The organism is Roseospira goensis, assembly GCF_014197795.1.
Lineage (GTDB): Bacteria > Pseudomonadota > Alphaproteobacteria > Rhodospirillales > Rhodospirillaceae > Rhodospira > Rhodospira goensis.
This window is the reverse complement of record NZ_JACIGI010000009.1, coordinates 65,272-79,765: the sequence shown is the minus strand read 5'-3', so window position 1 is coordinate 79,765 and position 14,494 is coordinate 65,272. Positions and strand designations below refer to the sequence as shown.

The following is a 14,494-nucleotide window of genomic DNA, read 5'->3' as shown; positions in this document are numbered from 1 at the left end:
AGGACCGACCCATGAGCGCCATCCGCGTGGTGCCGACAACCCCCTTCGACGACCAGAAGCCGGGCACCTCCGGCCTGCGCAAGAAGGTCACCACCATCCGCCGGCCGCACTACCTGGAAAACTTCGTCCAGGCCATCTTCGACGCGGTGCCGGGCCGCCAGGGGGCCACCCTGGTGCTGGGCGGTGACGGCCGCTTTCACAACACGGGCGCCATCCAGACCATCCTGCGCATGGCGGCGGCCAACGGCATCGCCCGCGTGCTGGTGGGGCGGGACGGCCTGCTGTCCACGCCGGGGGCGTCCTGCGTGATCCGGGAACACAAGGCCTGGGGCGGCATCATCCTGTCGGCCAGCCACAACCCGGGCGGCCCGGACGGTGACTTCGGCATCAAGTTCAACCCGGCCAACGGTGGCCCGGCGCCGGAGCGGATCACCGACGCCATCTATGCCCGCACCCGCGAGATCGGGGAATACTGCATCCTGGACACCCCCGAGGTGGATCTGTCGGCGCTCGGCACCCACCATGTCGACGACATGGTGGTGGAGGTCATCGACCCGGTGGCCGACTACGCCGCGCTGATGGAACGGCTGTTCGACTTCGACGCCATCCGGGCGCTGTTCCGGGGCGGCTTCCGGATGTGCTTCGACGCCATGCACGCCGTGACCGGCCCCTATGCCACCGAGATCCTGGAGCGCCGCCTGGGTGCCCCCGCCGGGACGGTCATCAACGGCGTGCCGCTGGACGACTTCGGCGGCGGCCATCCCGACCCCAACCTGGTGCATGCCCACGACCTGGTTGCGGCCCTGTTCGGCGACGACGCCCCCGACATGGGTGCGGCCAGCGACGGCGACGGCGACCGCAACATGATCCTGGGCCGGCGGTTCTACGTCACCCCCAGCGACAGCCTCGCCGTGCTGACCCTGAACGCGACGCAGGCCCCCGGCTATGCCCGCGGCGTGGCCGGGGTGGCGCGCTCCATGCCGACCAGCCGGGCGGTGGACCGGGTGGCCGCGCAGCTCGGCATCGACTGCTACGAGACGCCCACCGGCTGGAAGTTCTTCGGCACCCTGCTGGACGCCGGCAAGGCCACCCTGTGCGGCGAGGAGAGCTTCGGCACCGGCTCCGACCACGTGCGCGAGAAGGACGGCCTGTGGGCGGTGCTGTTCTGGCTCAACCTGGTGGCCGTCACCGGCCGCTCGGTCGAGGACCTGGTGCGCGACATGTGGCGCCAGGTGGGACGCATCTACTACACCCGCCACGACTACGAGGGCATCGAGACGCCCCGGGCCGAGCGCCTGATGGCCGACCTGCGCGCCTGCCTGCCCGACCTGTTCGGCACCACCCAGGGCGGGCGGCTGGTCATGCTGGCCGACGACTTCGGCTACACCGATCCGGTGGACGGCTCGACCGCGGGCAAGCAGGGGGTGCGGGTGCTGTTCGAGGATGGATCGCGCATCGTCTACCGCCTGTCGGGGACCGGCACCGAGGGGGCGACGCTCAGGGTGTACATCGAGCGGCCGGAGGACGACCCGGCGCGCCAGGACGTGGACACCCAGGCCGCCCTGGCCGACCTGATCGCGACCGCCGACGCCCTGGCCGGCATCCAGGCGCACACCGGGCGCAGCGGCCCCACCGTCATCACCTGATCGCGCACCACGCCATGCCGGACCCCGAGGGAGGCCACGCCCTGCACCCCACCATCCTGCGCGAATACGACATCCGCGGCATCGTCGGCGAGACCCTGTCGGCCGCCGATGCCCGCGCCCTGGGGCGCGCCTTCGGCCGCTGGGTCGCCCCGGGCGGCGGGGCGACGGTCTGCGTCGGCCGCGACGGGCGGCTGAGTTCCCCGGCCCTGGACGACGCCCTGGTCCTCGGCCTGGTCGAGGCCGGCGCGCGGGTCCGCCGCGTCGGGCTGGGGCCGACGCCGATGCTGTACTTCGCGGTGCGCCACCTGGCGGCCGACGCCGGCATCATGGTCACCGGCTCGCACAACCCGCCGGACCACAACGGCTTCAAGATGACGCGGGCCGAGCGGCCGGTGTACGGCGCCGATATCGCCGCGCTGGGCCGGCTGGCGGCCGAGGCGCCGCCGTCGACCCCGCCGGCCGGGACGGTGGACGAGACTCCGGTCGCGGACGCCTATCTGGACCGGTTGGCGGCGGACTGGGATGGGGGCGACCGCGCCCTGACGGTGGTCTGGGATCCTGGCAACGGCGCCGCCGCGGCGGTGCTGGAGGGCCTGACCGCGCGCCTGCCGGGCCGGCATGTGGTGCTGAACGGGGCGGTGGACGGCACCTTCCCGGCCCATCACCCCGACCCCACGGACCCGGAGACGCTGCACCAGCTTCGCGCCGCGGTGGCCCAGGAGGGCGCCGACCTGGGCCTGGCCTTCGACGGCGACGGCGACCGCCTGGGCGTGATCGACGGGCAGGGCCGCATCCTGTGGGGCGACCAGATCCTGGCCCTGCTGGCCGAGCCGGTCCTGGCCGCGCATCCCGGGGCATTGGTGCTGGCCGACGTCAAGGCCAGTCAGGTGTTGTTCGACCGCATCGCCGCCCTGGGCGGGCGCCCGGAAATGGTCCGCACCGGGCATTCGCTCATCAAGGCCCGCATGGCCGAGACCGGCGCCCCGCTGGCCGGCGAGATGAGCGGGCACCTGTTTTTCGCCGACCGTTACTACGGCTTCGACGATGCCTTGTACGCGGCGGTACGGCTGCTGGGGATGGTGGCGGGCTGGCCGGCGGGCGAGACCCTGGCGACCCGCCTGGATGCCATGCCGCGCCGGGTCAACACCCCCGAACTGCGCTTCCCCTGTCCCGATGCCGAGAAGTTCGCGGTCATGGACCGCATCCGCGCCCGCCTGCGCGCCGAGGGCGCCACCGTGTGCGCGGTGGACGGGGTGCGGGTCAGCACGCCCGACGGCTGGTGGCTGCTGCGGGCGTCCAACACCCAGGCGGTGCTGGTGGCGCGCTGCGAGTCCGACACCGCCGCCGGCCTGATGCGCCTGCGCGCCGCGCTGGGGACGGCCCTGCGGGCGGCGGGCGTGCCGCTGCCCGACGTCCTGGCCCCGTGACCGCGGCGGGCGGAGGCGTCCACGGCCGGCGCCCGTTGCCAGGGCGGGGGCGAGCCTCTATGGTCGACCCATCACGCCCCTGCCCCCGAGTCTCCCGGATCCCTGCGCATGAATGCCGCTGACCTGGCCGCCCTGTTGCACGCCGACCTTCATGGCGACGGAACCCTGCCCGTGCGTCGGCCCTGCCATCCGGCCGAGGCGCGGGCGCCGGACGACGTGGCGGTCGCCATGGACGGGACGCTGCTCGCGCTGCTGGCGGACAGCGCCGCCAAGGTGGCGGTGGTCGCCGCCGACGCCGTGGCGCGGGTGCCGGCGGGCGCCGTCGGCGCGCTGGTCGCCGTCGGCCGGCCGCGCCTGGCGATGGCCGGGCTGACCGGCGCGTTCGCGCCGCCGCCGCCGGTGCCGGTCGGGGTCCATCCCAGCGCGGTGATCGAGGACGGCGTCACCCTGGGCGAGGGGGTGGCGATCGGGCCGTTCGTCCACGTCGGGGCCGGCGCCGAGATCGGCGCCGGAACCGTGGTGTGCTCCCATGTCACCATCGGCGCCGGGGTGCGCATCGGGCCGCACGGCTTGATCCATGCCGGCGCCCGCATCGGGTCGGGCAGCACCCTGGGCGCCCATGTCATCCTGCATCACAACGCCAGCATCGCCGCCGACGGCTTCAGCTTCGTCACGCCGGAGAAGGGCAGCGTCGAGAGCGCCAAAGAGACCGGGCGGGTGGACGCCACCAACACCGGCCTGGTGCGGATCCACTCGCTGGCGGCGGTCACCCTGGGCGACTACGTCGAGGTCGGCGCCTGCGCCTGCCTGGACCGGGGCACCCTCAGCGATACCCGCATCGGCGACCACACCAAGATCGACGACCTGGTGCTGATCGGTCATAACGTGCGGGTCGGCGCCCACTGTATGCTCTGCGGGCAGGTGGGCATAGCCGGCAGCGCCGTCATCGGCGACCGCGTGGTGCTGGCCGGACGCGTCGGCGTGGCCGACCACGTCACCATCGGCGACGACGCCGTGGTGGCGGCGGGCAGCGGGGTCGGCACCAGCCTGAAGGGTCGCGCCGTCTACGCCGGCACGCCGGCGGTGGAGCGCGAACGGGCCTTTGAGACCTACATGCTCACCCAGCGCCTGAAGGGGCTGTTCCGCGACGTCAGGGCGCTCAAGGCGGCGGTCCGTCCGGGGCGGCACGCCGACGACGGGGCCAACGGCGCCGGGTGAGGCGCGGACGGGCGTCTTCCACGATCAAGAACAACGGCCGGGAATCATGAGCGATCTGGATCAGAAAATCTTCGACATCGTCGTCGAGAAGACCGACCTGCCGCGCGAGCGCCTGAGCCGCGAGGCCCGCATCAAGGACCTGGAGATCTCCTCCCTCGACTTCGTCGAGATCGTGTTCGCGGTCGAGGAGGCGTTCGACATCGAGGTCCCCTACAACGCCAACACCCTCGACAGTGACTTTGGCACCCTGGGCGACGTCATCGACGCCGTCGCCGCCGAGATCGAGAAGCAAGGCTGACGGGTCACGCCCGTGCCGCCATCCAGTCCGGGACCCCAGTCCATGACCCGCGTCGCCATCACCGGCATGGGCGTCGTGTCCGCCATCGGGACCGACGTCGCCACCTTCCGTCGTGCCCTGCTTGAGGGGGCGGGCGGGCTGCGCCCCCCCGAGGGCCTGGACGAGGTGCCCAAGGGCATCACCGTTGTCGGCCAGGTGCGCGGCTTCGACGCCGAGGCCCGGCTCGGCAAGGACCGCCTGCCGCTCCTGGATCCGTTCGCCCAGTTCGGCCTGGCCGCCGCCGACGAGGCCATCGCCATGGCCGGCCTGGATCTGCGCGCCGATCCGGCGGCCGGCCAGCGCACGGCCTGCATCATCGGCACCGGCGGCGCGGGTATCGCCACCCTTCAGGACGGGTTCACCCGCCTGTTCAAGGAGGGCAAGACCCGCGTCAATCCGTTCACGGTGCCGCGCTACATGGGCAACGCCGCGTGCAGCCATGTGACCATGGCGCACGGCATCACCGGCCCGGCGTTCGCCGTCACCAGCGCCTGCGCCAGCGCCAACCACGCCATCGGCCTGGGCGTCCACATGGTGCGCAGCGGGATGGTCGATCGCGCCGTGGTGGGCGGCACCGACGCCCTGGTCAACTTCGGCAACCTGAAGGCCTGGGAGGCGCTGCGCGTGGTCTCGCGCGACACCTGCCGGCCGTTCAGCAAGGACCGCACCGGGATGGTCGTGGGCGAGGGCGCCGGGGTGTTCGTGCTGGAGGCCTGGGAGGCGGCGGCGGCGCGCGGGGCGCCGGTGCTGGCGGAGATGGCCGGGTTCGGCATGAGCGCGGACGCCGGCGACATCACCTTCCCGTCGGTCGACGGGGCGGCGCGAGCGGTGCGGGCCTGCCTCGACGACGCCGGGCTGGCGCCCGACCAGGTGGACTACATCAACGCCCACGGCACCGCCACCATGGCCAACGACGCGACCGAGGCCAAGGTGATCGCCGCGGTGTTCGGGGAGCGGGCGGCAACGGTGCCGGTGTCGTCGACCAAGTCGTTCCACGGCCACGGGCTGGGGGCGGCCGGCGGGCTGGAACTGGTGGCCTGCGTGGTGGCGTTGCAGGAGGGCTTCATCCCGGCGACGCTGAACTTCACCGCGCCAGATCCGGACTGTCCGCTGGACGTGGTGCCCAATACCGGCCGGGCGGCCGCGCTTCAGACGGCGCTGTCGAGCAGCTTCGCCTTCGGCGGGCTCAACGCGGTGCTGGCAGTGCGGCGGGCCGGCTGAGCCGGGTCGCGGCGCCCGATCGACTCGTGTCGCCGGGGGTCGCGTGAAGCGTGGAGGACGTGGCCGGTGGCTCGCGGGTCAGCCGTGACCGCCGGTGGTGGCCACCCGGGCGCCGCCGGATCCCTTGGCGTCGTCGGCCGCATCGCCGCCGTCCGCGGCGTCGTCGGCCACCGGCTGGGGACGCAGGTCTTCGGGCAGGGCCGGCGCCTCGTGGCCGAACAGGATGCGATGGGTGACCGGATCATAGAAGCCCATCAGGGTCTTCACGAACGGGATCACGGGGACGTCGAGGGCGGCGGCCCAGGATTCGTAGCGGTCCGGCGGGATGCGGCCGCGCCCGGCCTCGATCTGGGAGATGAACGTGTAGTACTCCACCTCGACCAGGGCGGCGAGCTGGCGCTGCGAAAGCTGGCGCTTTTCGCGCAGGGCCTTGAGCCATCGGCCCGCCGCGCGGCGCAGCTTCTGTGCGTCAGGGCCGGCCCCTTGTTGCGGATGGGAATACACGGTTCAAGGTCCCCATGGTTGACCATACGAGTTGATGATACGACACCACCGCAGGCACGGTCGTGCACTCCGGCGATTCCGGTGGCTCCGGCCGCTGGCGATTGGCCCGTTCCGGCGCGTGCCCGTACGGTGCCGTCCGCACCGTGCCGTCCGCCACCGTGCCGTCCGCCGCCGGTCTCGCGCCGGCCCTGTCGGCCCTGTCGGCCCCATCGGGCGCACCCCGCTCCCGGGAAGCGTCCTGGACAATAGTCTGGATCCGCCACCCCTTCAACAGTTACTGTACACGCGTCGCCAGGGCGGACTCAAGCCCTGCCGGAGCCGGGCTTCGCCGGACCAGGCGGCCGACCACACGTCGCTTGACAAGCGGCGCCAGAGGCCCAATTCGGGAGGGCCGCCGGCGCCGGAGGGGGAGTTCGGCCGGCATGATCCCCCGACCATGACCGGCCATGACATGACCGGCTGCGGCCGTGGCGACGATCCGGCGCGCGCCGTGATCGGCAGCGGGACGGGTGCGGGACGGTCTCAAGGCTGACTCGAGGTCGGACCCGAGGGGTGGGGCAGACCGCTTCGGTGCGACGCCCCGTGCAAGATAATGACAACGGCCCGCGACGCCGGGCCGCGAGACGGAGCAAGGCGTGGCGAAAACCTTTCATAGCGAGCTGGACCGCGCCCTGCGCGCCTGTCGCGGCGCGTTTCTGTCGATCTTCGTCTTCAGCTTTTTTATCAATCTTCTGATGTTCGTGGCGCCGTTGTACATGCTTCAGGTGTACGACCGCGTCCTCACCAGCCGCTCCGAGCCGACCCTCATCGGCCTGACCATCCTGGCCGGCGGGCTGCTCATCATCATGGGCGTTCTGGAGACGATTCGCAGTCGCATCCTGGTGCGCGCGGGGGCGTGGCTCGACGGCCAGGTGGGCACGTCGCTGTTCTCGGCGGTGTTCCGGCGCAGTGTGGTGGCCCCCGGCGGCGGTCAGGCGCAGGCCCTGCGCGACCTCGATTCGGTGCGCGAGTTCCTGACCGGCGCCGGCCTCATCGCCTTCATCGACGCGCCCTGGGTGCCGCTGTTCCTGGCCGCCGTGTACCTGCTGCACCCCCTCCTGGGCGCGGTCGCCACCGCCGGCGCGGTGGTCATCTTCGGTCTGGCGCTGGCGAACGCGCTGTGGTCGCGCGAGCCGCTGAAGGGCGCCAACCAGGCCAGCATCAACGCCAACAACTACGTCTCCACCAGCGTGCGCAATGCCGAGGCCATGGAAGCCATGGGCATGATGCCTGGCATCCTGAAACGCTGGAAGGACCGCCATCGCAAGGTGCTGGCGCTGCAGTCCCAGGCCAGCGACCGCGCCGGCGTCATCATCGCGACGTCGAAGTCGGTGCGCATGTTCCTGCAGATCGCCATCCTGGGCACGGGCGCCTTCCTGGCGATCGAGCAGATCGTCAGCCCGGGTGTGATGATCGCCGCGTCCATCCTGATGGGCCGGGCGCTGGCGCCGGTCGAGCAGGCGGTCTCGCAGTGGCGCAACTTCACCAACGCCCGCGCCGCCTACGGCCGGCTGCGCGAGTTGCTGCTGAGCACCCGCATGGACGAGGAGCGTATGGCGCTGCCGGCGCCCGAGGGGAACCTGAGCGCCGAACGCGTCGTCGCCGGCCCGCCGGACGGCCGCACCATCGTGCTGCGCGGGGTCTCGTTCGCGGTCGCCCCGGGCGAGGTGCTGGGCATCATCGGCCCCAGCGCGGCCGGCAAGTCGACGCTGGCGCGCGTCCTGGTGGGGGTGTGGCCGCCGGCCCAGGGCACCGTGCGCCTGGACGGCGCCGACATGGCGCATTGGGACAAGCTGGCGCTGGGTCAGCACCTGGGCTACCTGCCGCAGGACGTCGAGCTGTTCGAGGGCACGGTGGCGGAGAACATCGCCCGCTTCACCGAGATCGACCCCGAGGCGGTGGTGCGCGCCGCCCAGCGCGCCGGCGTGCACGAGATGATCCTGACGCTGCCCGAGGGCTACGACACCCAGATCGGCGCCAGCGGCGCGGTGCTGTCGGGCGGCCAGCGCCAGCGCGTGGCGCTGGCCCGGGCGATGTACGGCGAGCCCCAGCTCCTGGTGCTCGACGAGCCCAACGCCAACCTGGACTCCGAGGGCGAGAACGCGCTCATGCACGCCTTGCGCGGGCTCAAGGAGGCCGGCAAGACCGTCATCGTCATCACCCACCGCCCGACCCTGCTCAACGCCGTCGACACCATCCTGGTCCTGAAGGGTGGCATGGTCGATGCCATCGGACCGCGCAAGGAGATCCTGGCCAAGGTCATGCAGCCCAAGCCGGTGGCCCAGGCCGGCGGGGCCGGTGGCGGTGGCGCAGGGCCGCGCAGCCTGCCCGGGACAGGGGGGCAGGCGAGCGGTCAGGCGAGCGGTCAGGCGAGCGGTCAGGCCGGGGGTCAGGCCGGGGGCGTGGGCGCCTGATCGGGCCGCCCCGCCATCACAGGGCCATCGAACAGGGCCATCGAGAGGCGGTTGACTCCGCCTGCAAGGTCCGTATCCAGACGCGAACACCGGCACGGGTGAAAGACCGCCCGTCGCACCGCCGTGAAGGAGGGCGCCGCGCGCCATGTCGAACCAAGGCAACATCGTTCCGCTCCAGGAGCGCGGGCTGCCGGCCCGCACCGACGCCGCCCGGCCGGCCGCCGACCCGGATCCGCCCACCAACGCCAAGCCCGTCATCCTGCTCGGCCTGATGGTCGTGCTGGTCATGTTCGGCGGGCTCGGCACCTGGGCCGCCACGGCCCCGCTGGACAGCGCCGTGATCGCCCCCGGGACCGTGATCGTCGAGAGCAATCGCAAGACGATCCAGCACCTCGAAGGCGGTATCGTGAAGGAAATCCTGGTCGACGAGGGCGACGTGGTCCAGGCCGGCGACGTCCTGGTCCGGCTGGACCCGACCAAGGCCGCCGCGGTCGAGGCCGTCAACCGCAAGAGCCTGAACGAGGCCATGGCCCTGGAAGCCCGCCTGGTGGCGGAGCAGCGGGATGCCGAGGACATCACCTTCCCGGAAGAGCTGCTGGAGCGCGCCGACGATCCCGATGTCGCCGAGATCATCGCCGATCAGCGCGAGCAGTTCCGCGAGCGCAAACGCTCGCTGGACGGACAGGTCGCCATCCTGCGCCAGCGCATCCAGCAGTTCCGCCAGGAGATCGCCGGCCTGGAGGCCCAGCACGACTCGAAGCTGCGTCAGCGCGATATCTTCCGCGAGGAGCTGGTCGGCCTGCGTGAGCTGTACGAGAAGGGCTACTACCCGCGCACCCGTATCCTGGCGATGGAGCGCGAGGTCGCCAACCTGGAGGGCACCATCGGCTCCACCCTGGCCGACATCGCCCGCGCCGAGAAGGGCATCGGCGAGGCCGAACTGCAGATCATCCAGACCCGCCAGAAGTTCCGCGAGGAGGTGGTGGCCCAGCTCCGCGAGGTGCGCAACGAGATCGGCCAGTTGCGCGAAAAGGTCGTGGTGGCGCGCGACACCCTGGACCGCATCGACGTGCGCGCGCCGCTCGCCGGCACGGTGCAGAACCTCCAGGTGCACACCGAGAACGGCGTCATCCGGCCGGGCGATGCGATCATGGAAATCGTGCCGCTGGACGACCGGCTGGTGATCGAGGGGCAGGTCTCGCCGACCGACATCGACGCCGTGCATCCCGGCCTGGAGGCCGAGGTGCGGCTGAGCGCGCTCAACATGCGCACAACGCCTATCATCCTGGGCGAGGTCACGACCGTGTCGCGCGACCGCATCGTCAACGAGCGCGACAACACCGCCTATTTCCGCATCGAGGTGATCGTGCCGGACGAGGAGCTGGCCAAGCTGGGCGACCAGCGGCTGACCGCCGGCATGCCGGCCGACGTGGTGGTGAAGATCGGCGAGCGCACCATGCTGGACTACATCGTCAAGCCGATGACCGACTACTTCGCCAAGGCGTTCACCGAACAGTAGATCGCCGCGACCCGCGGTACGGGTCCGGTCACGACCAACGAGAGGGGCACGATGCTGAAGGTGGGGATCGCCGGCTGCGGCGGGCGTATGGGCCGCATGCTGATCCAGGCGGCCCTGGAGGGCGAGGGGGTGCGTCTGGCCGGCGGCACCGAGCGGGCGGGCAGCGCCCTGGTGGGCGCCGACGTCGCCGGTGTGGTCGGGGCCGAATCGGTCGGCGCCACGATCACCGCCGATCCGGCCGAGATGTTCGCGGCGGTCGATGCCGTCATCGACTTCACGGCGCCGGCCGCGACCCTGACCCACGCCGACCTGGCGGCGCAGACCGGCACCATCCTGGTGGTCGGGACCACCGGGATGGACGCCGCCGGGCTGGCGCGGCTGGCCGAGGCCGGCCGCGACACCCGCATCGTGCAGGCACCCAACATGAGCGTCGGCGTCAACCTGCTGTTCGCGCTGACCCGTCAGGTGGCGGCCACCCTGGGCGTCGACTACGACATCGAGATCGTCGAACACCATCATCGACACAAGGTCGACGCGCCCTCTGGGACCGCGCTCGGCCTGGGGCGCGCGGCCGCCGACGGCCGCGGGGTCGATCTGGACGCGGTGGCCGACCGCGGACGCGACGGCCACACCGGCCCGCGCGCGGATGGCCACATCGGGTTCGCCGTGCTGCGCGGCGGCGACGTGGTGGGCGACCACAGCGTCGTCTTCGCCGGGCCGGGCGAACGCGTGGAACTGACCCACAAGGCCAGCGATCGCGCCATCTATGCCCGCGGCGCGCTGCGGGCCGCCCGTTGGGCGGCGGACCGGCCCAACGGCCTGTATTCCATGGCCGACGTGCTCGGCCTGCACTGAAGTCCTGCACCGAAGTCCTGCAGTGGGGGCCGCCGCGGCGGCCTGCCCGCATGACGGGCGATATTGTCATGCATTCGCTGCATGGACGGATATCTTGATCCCCCGCCGGGCGGGGTCCATCTTGACCGAGGACGTCCGCTGGATCGCGCCCGGCCGGAAGACCGCCCCGGGGCATCGGGTGGGCGACTGCGGCGGGCCCGTGCCTGTGCCGAACGACTGGCGTCATGCGCTGATCCGGCCGCGTCCGCCCGGCCCAGGCCCCGGCATCCGCCGTGCCGACCCCGCGATCCGCAGGGACGATCCGTCCGCTCACGATATGCGAGAGGGAGGCGGATCATGAGACTCCATGACATCATTCCCTGGGCCCATAAGGGGCGTGACGGGGGACGCGAAGGTGCGTCCGACCATCCGATGATGGCCTTGCAGCGCGACATGAACCGGGCCTTCGATGATTTCTGGGGCGCCCTGGACCGGCCCTTCGGCCCGTTCGGCCCCGGCTTCGGCGCCCGCGCCGCCACCGACGTGGTGGAGACCGACGGCGGCGTCGAAGTGACGGTCGAGCTGCCCGGCATGGAAGAGAAGGACATCGACCTGTCGGTGGTCGGCGACAGCCTGGTGATCAAGGGCGAGAAGAAGATTGAGAAGAAGGAGGAGAAGACCGGGTACTACGTCGCCGAACGCAGCTACGGCTCGGTCTACCGCTCGGTTCCGCTGCCCGCCGGCGTCGACGCCGCGGGCATCAAGGCCGCCTTCAAGAACGGCGTGCTGACGGTGACCCTGCCGCGCAGCGCCGAGGCCAAGGAGAACACCCGCAAGATTCCGGTCGAGGCGGCGTGATCACGGTGCGGCGCCGGGCGGCCGGCGCCGCGCGAGCGGGTCGGGTGACCCCCCACCCGGAGGCGGGGCGGGCGGCCCAGCGTCGCCCGCCCTGCGGCGTGTCCGGTGGGCATCTGGCGGGCATCCGGCGGGCATCCGGCGTGTTGCACCGCGGCGTCGCCTTGACATCGGAGTCCGGCGGACTAAGGTGAGCGCAGGCGGCGGTCTGCCCGGCGGTCGCCGTCCCCACCCCGTCTCGTGATGCTAGACGCCATGATCGCGCCCGCTGCCCTCCGGTCCTGCCCCCCGTCGTCCGCCCTCGGCGGCGCGACCGCAGCGCCGTGCGCGGGCCGGCGAACCCCCGTGTGGGGGTGAGACGTCACGCTCGACCCCCAGGCCGACCGGTGGCCGTATGGCCGCGTGGACGGTCCGCGTGGGGGTCCCTCTTCCGCCCGCCGCTTGTGTTGCCCGCGTGCCGCCCGGCCCCGATGCCGGCGCGACCGCGTCGCCCGTCCTGAAGGTGTTTCCCATGGTTGCCATCACGCTGCCCGACGGCAGTCGACGTCACTACCCGGGGCCGGTCTCCGGCCTGGACATCGCCCGCGACATCGGTCCCGGCCTCGCCAAGGCCGCGCTGGCCTGCACGGTCGACGACGAGATGTGGGATCTGACCCGACCGATCGAGCACGACGCCACCGTGGCGCTGATCACCGCCAAGGACGAGGCCGGGCTGGAGTTGATCCGCCACGACGCCGCCCACGTCATGGCGGAGGCGGTGCAGGAGCTGTACCCCGGCACCCAGGTGACGATCGGGCCGGCGATCGAGAACGGCTTCTACTACGACTTCGCCCGCAACGAGCCGTTCACGCCGGATGACCTGGAGCGCATCGAGGCCCGCATGCGCGAGATCGTCGACCGCGACGAGGCCATCACGCGCGAGGTCTGGGATCGCGACGCGGCGATCGCCCACTTCAAGGGGCTGGGCGAGCAGTACAAGGCCGAGATCATCGCCGACCTGCCGGCGGGCGAGCCCATCACGGTCTACCGCCAGGGGGACTGGAAGGACCTCTGTCGGGGGCCGCACCTGCCGTCCACGGGGCGCCTCGGCAAGGCGTTCAAGCTGACCAAGCTGGCCGGCGCCTACTGGCGCGGCGACGCCCGCAACGCCCAGCTCCAGCGCATCTACGGCACCGCCTGGGCCACGGACAAGCAGCTCAAGGACTACCTCCACATGCTGGAGGAGGCGGAGAAGCGCGACCACCGCCGCCTGGGCCGCGAGATGGGCCTGTTCCATCTCCAGGAGGAGGCGCAGGGCGCGGTGTTCTGGCACCCCAAGGGCTGGACGCTGTATCGCACCCTGCAGTCCTACATGCGCCGGCGCCTGGAGGCGGCGGAGTACGTCGAGGTGAACACGCCGTCGGTGGTCGACCGCTCGCTGTGGGAGCGTTCGGGGCACTGGGCCAAGTTCCGCGAGAACATGTTCACGACCTCGACCGACGACGACCGCATGCTGGCGCTCAAGCCCATGAACTGTCCCGGGCACGTGCAGATCTTCCGCCAGGGCATCAAGAGCTACCGGGATCTGCCGCTGCGCATGGCCGAGTTCGGCTCCTGCCATCGCAACGAGGCCCACGGCGCCCTGCACGGCCTGATGCGGGTGCGTGCCTTCGTGCAGGACGACGCCCACATCTTCTGCACCGAGGACCAGATCGTCTCGGAGACCCGCGCCTTCTGCGACCTGCTGAAGAGCGTCTACCAGGACCTGGGCTTCGAGTCGGTGGCCGTGAAGTTCTCCGACCGGCCCGAGGTGCGGGCCGGCGCCGACGCCACCTGGGACAAGGCCGAGGCCGCGCTCAAGGAGGCCACCGAGGCCGCCGGCCTGGACTGGACCCTGAACCCGGGCGAGGGCGCCTTCTACGGCCCCAAGCTGGAGTTCGTGTTGCGCGATGCCATCGGCCGCGACTGGCAGTGCGGCACCTTGCAGGTGGACTTCGTGCTGCCGGAGCGCCTGGACGCCGAATATGTCGGCGAGGACGGCGAGAAGCACCGCCCGGTCATGCTGCACCGGGCCATTCTGGGCACCTTCGAGCGCTTCCTGGGCATCCTGATCGAGAACACGGCTGGGCGCTTCCCGCTGTGGCTGGCGCCACTCCAGGTGGTGGTGGCGACCATCACCAGCGATGCCGACGCCTACGCCAGCGCGGTGGTGACGGCGCTGCGCCGGGCCGGCCTGAAGGCCGAGATGGATACCCGCAACGAGAAGATTAACTATAAGGTGCGGGAACACTCGGCGGCCAAGGTCCCGGTGATCGCCGTCGTCGGCAAGCGCGAGGCCGAGGACCACACGGTGGCGCTGCGCCGCCTGGGCGGGGCGCGACAGGAAGTGCTTGCGCTCGAAGACACGCTGAATACACTCAAAGAGGAGGCAATGCCGCCCGATCTGGTGCGCCAGTCGGCCGAAGCCGGACCCGGCGGCATGGACCGGGTGGCCTGACCGC

The 14,494-nt window shown here is 71.7% G+C and carries 11 protein-coding genes; 10 read left to right on the top strand and 1 reads right to left on the bottom strand.

Going from position 1 to position 14,494, the window contains the following annotated elements:
* Window positions 1–11: 11 nt before the first annotated feature.
* The 5 genes from GGD88_RS07210 (at window position 12) to GGD88_RS07190 (ending at window position 5,849) form a co-directional block, all read left to right on the top strand.
* Window positions 12–1,646 carry an alpha-D-glucose phosphate-specific phosphoglucomutase gene (locus tag GGD88_RS07210; protein ID WP_184433458.1) on the top strand — a complete coding sequence of 545 codons (1,635 nt, stop codon included), beginning with the start codon at window positions 12–14 and terminating at the stop codon, window positions 1,644–1,646.
* A gap of 14 nt (window positions 1,647–1,660) precedes the next feature.
* Window positions 1,661–3,073: a phosphoglucomutase/phosphomannomutase PgmG gene (gene pgmG / locus GGD88_RS07205; protein ID WP_184433455.1), complete on the top strand. Its 1,413-nt coding sequence runs from the start codon at window positions 1,661–1,663 to the stop codon at window positions 3,071–3,073.
* A gap of 108 nt (window positions 3,074–3,181) precedes the next feature.
* Window positions 3,182–4,291, top strand: coding sequence for a UDP-3-O-(3-hydroxymyristoyl)glucosamine N-acyltransferase (locus GGD88_RS07200; RefSeq protein WP_184433451.1), 1,110 nt, complete (start codon window positions 3,182–3,184; stop codon window positions 4,289–4,291).
* Between the two features lie 46 nt (window positions 4,292–4,337).
* Window positions 4,338–4,589, top strand: coding sequence for an acyl carrier protein (locus GGD88_RS07195; RefSeq protein ID WP_184433448.1), 252 nt, complete (start codon window positions 4,338–4,340; stop codon window positions 4,587–4,589).
* A gap of 42 nt (window positions 4,590–4,631) precedes the next feature.
* Window positions 4,632–5,849, top strand: a complete 1,218-nt coding sequence (locus GGD88_RS07190) for a beta-ketoacyl-[acyl-carrier-protein] synthase family protein (protein WP_184433445.1) — start codon at window positions 4,632–4,634, stop codon at window positions 5,847–5,849.
* A 78-nt stretch (window positions 5,850–5,927) separates the two neighbouring features.
* Here the strand turns inward: GGD88_RS07190 and GGD88_RS07185 are convergent, their stop codons facing one another.
* Window positions 5,928–6,353, bottom strand: a complete 426-nt coding sequence (locus GGD88_RS07185) for a helix-turn-helix domain-containing protein (protein WP_184433443.1) — start codon at window positions 6,351–6,353, stop codon at window positions 5,928–5,930.
* 635 nt (window positions 6,354–6,988) lie between these two features.
* On the opposite strand from GGD88_RS07185, the gene GGD88_RS07180 reads away from it, so the two are divergent.
* From GGD88_RS07180 to thrS, 5 genes are all read left to right on the top strand, one after another.
* Window positions 6,989–8,806, top strand: coding sequence for a type I secretion system permease/ATPase (locus GGD88_RS07180; RefSeq protein WP_184433440.1), 1,818 nt, complete (start codon window positions 6,989–6,991; stop codon window positions 8,804–8,806).
* 145 nt (window positions 8,807–8,951) lie between these two features.
* On the top strand, window positions 8,952–10,325 hold the full coding sequence (locus GGD88_RS07175) for an HlyD family type I secretion periplasmic adaptor subunit (RefSeq protein WP_184433438.1): 1,374 nt from the start codon (window positions 8,952–8,954) through the stop codon (window positions 10,323–10,325).
* A gap of 54 nt (window positions 10,326–10,379) precedes the next feature.
* Window positions 10,380–11,180, top strand: coding sequence for a 4-hydroxy-tetrahydrodipicolinate reductase (gene dapB, locus GGD88_RS07170; RefSeq protein ID WP_184433611.1), 801 nt, complete (start codon window positions 10,380–10,382; stop codon window positions 11,178–11,180).
* Window positions 11,181–11,516: 336 nt separating this feature from the next.
* Window positions 11,517–12,017, top strand: a complete 501-nt coding sequence (locus GGD88_RS07165) for an Hsp20/alpha crystallin family protein (protein WP_184433436.1) — start codon at window positions 11,517–11,519, stop codon at window positions 12,015–12,017.
* Between the two features lie 508 nt (window positions 12,018–12,525).
* The gene (thrS, locus tag GGD88_RS07160) at window positions 12,526–14,490 is read left to right on the top strand and encodes a threonine--tRNA ligase (protein WP_184433434.1); all 1,965 of its coding nucleotides are present in this window, start codon (window positions 12,526–12,528) and stop codon (window positions 14,488–14,490) included.
* The last annotated feature ends 4 nt before the right edge of the window (window positions 14,491–14,494 follow it).

Bases quoted from the DNA above. Each gene is read 5' to 3' on its own strand.
- GGD88_RS07210 (WP_184433458.1), top strand. From the start codon at position 12: ATGAGCGCCATCCGCGTGGTGCCGACAACCCCCTTCGACGACCAGAAG.
- pgmG (WP_184433455.1), top strand. From the start codon at position 1,661: ATGCCGGACCCCGAGGGAGGCCACGCCCTGCACCCCACCATCCTGCGC.
- GGD88_RS07200 (WP_184433451.1), top strand. From the start codon at position 3,182: ATGAATGCCGCTGACCTGGCCGCCCTGTTGCACGCCGACCTTCATGGC.
- GGD88_RS07195 (WP_184433448.1), top strand. From the start codon at position 4,338: ATGAGCGATCTGGATCAGAAAATCTTCGACATCGTCGTCGAGAAGACC.
- GGD88_RS07190 (WP_184433445.1), top strand. From the start codon at position 4,632: ATGACCCGCGTCGCCATCACCGGCATGGGCGTCGTGTCCGCCATCGGG.
- GGD88_RS07175 (WP_184433438.1), top strand. From the start codon at position 8,952: ATGTCGAACCAAGGCAACATCGTTCCGCTCCAGGAGCGCGGGCTGCCG.
- GGD88_RS07165 (WP_184433436.1), top strand. From the start codon at position 11,517: ATGAGACTCCATGACATCATTCCCTGGGCCCATAAGGGGCGTGACGGG.
- thrS (WP_184433434.1), top strand. From the start codon at position 12,526: ATGGTTGCCATCACGCTGCCCGACGGCAGTCGACGTCACTACCCGGGG.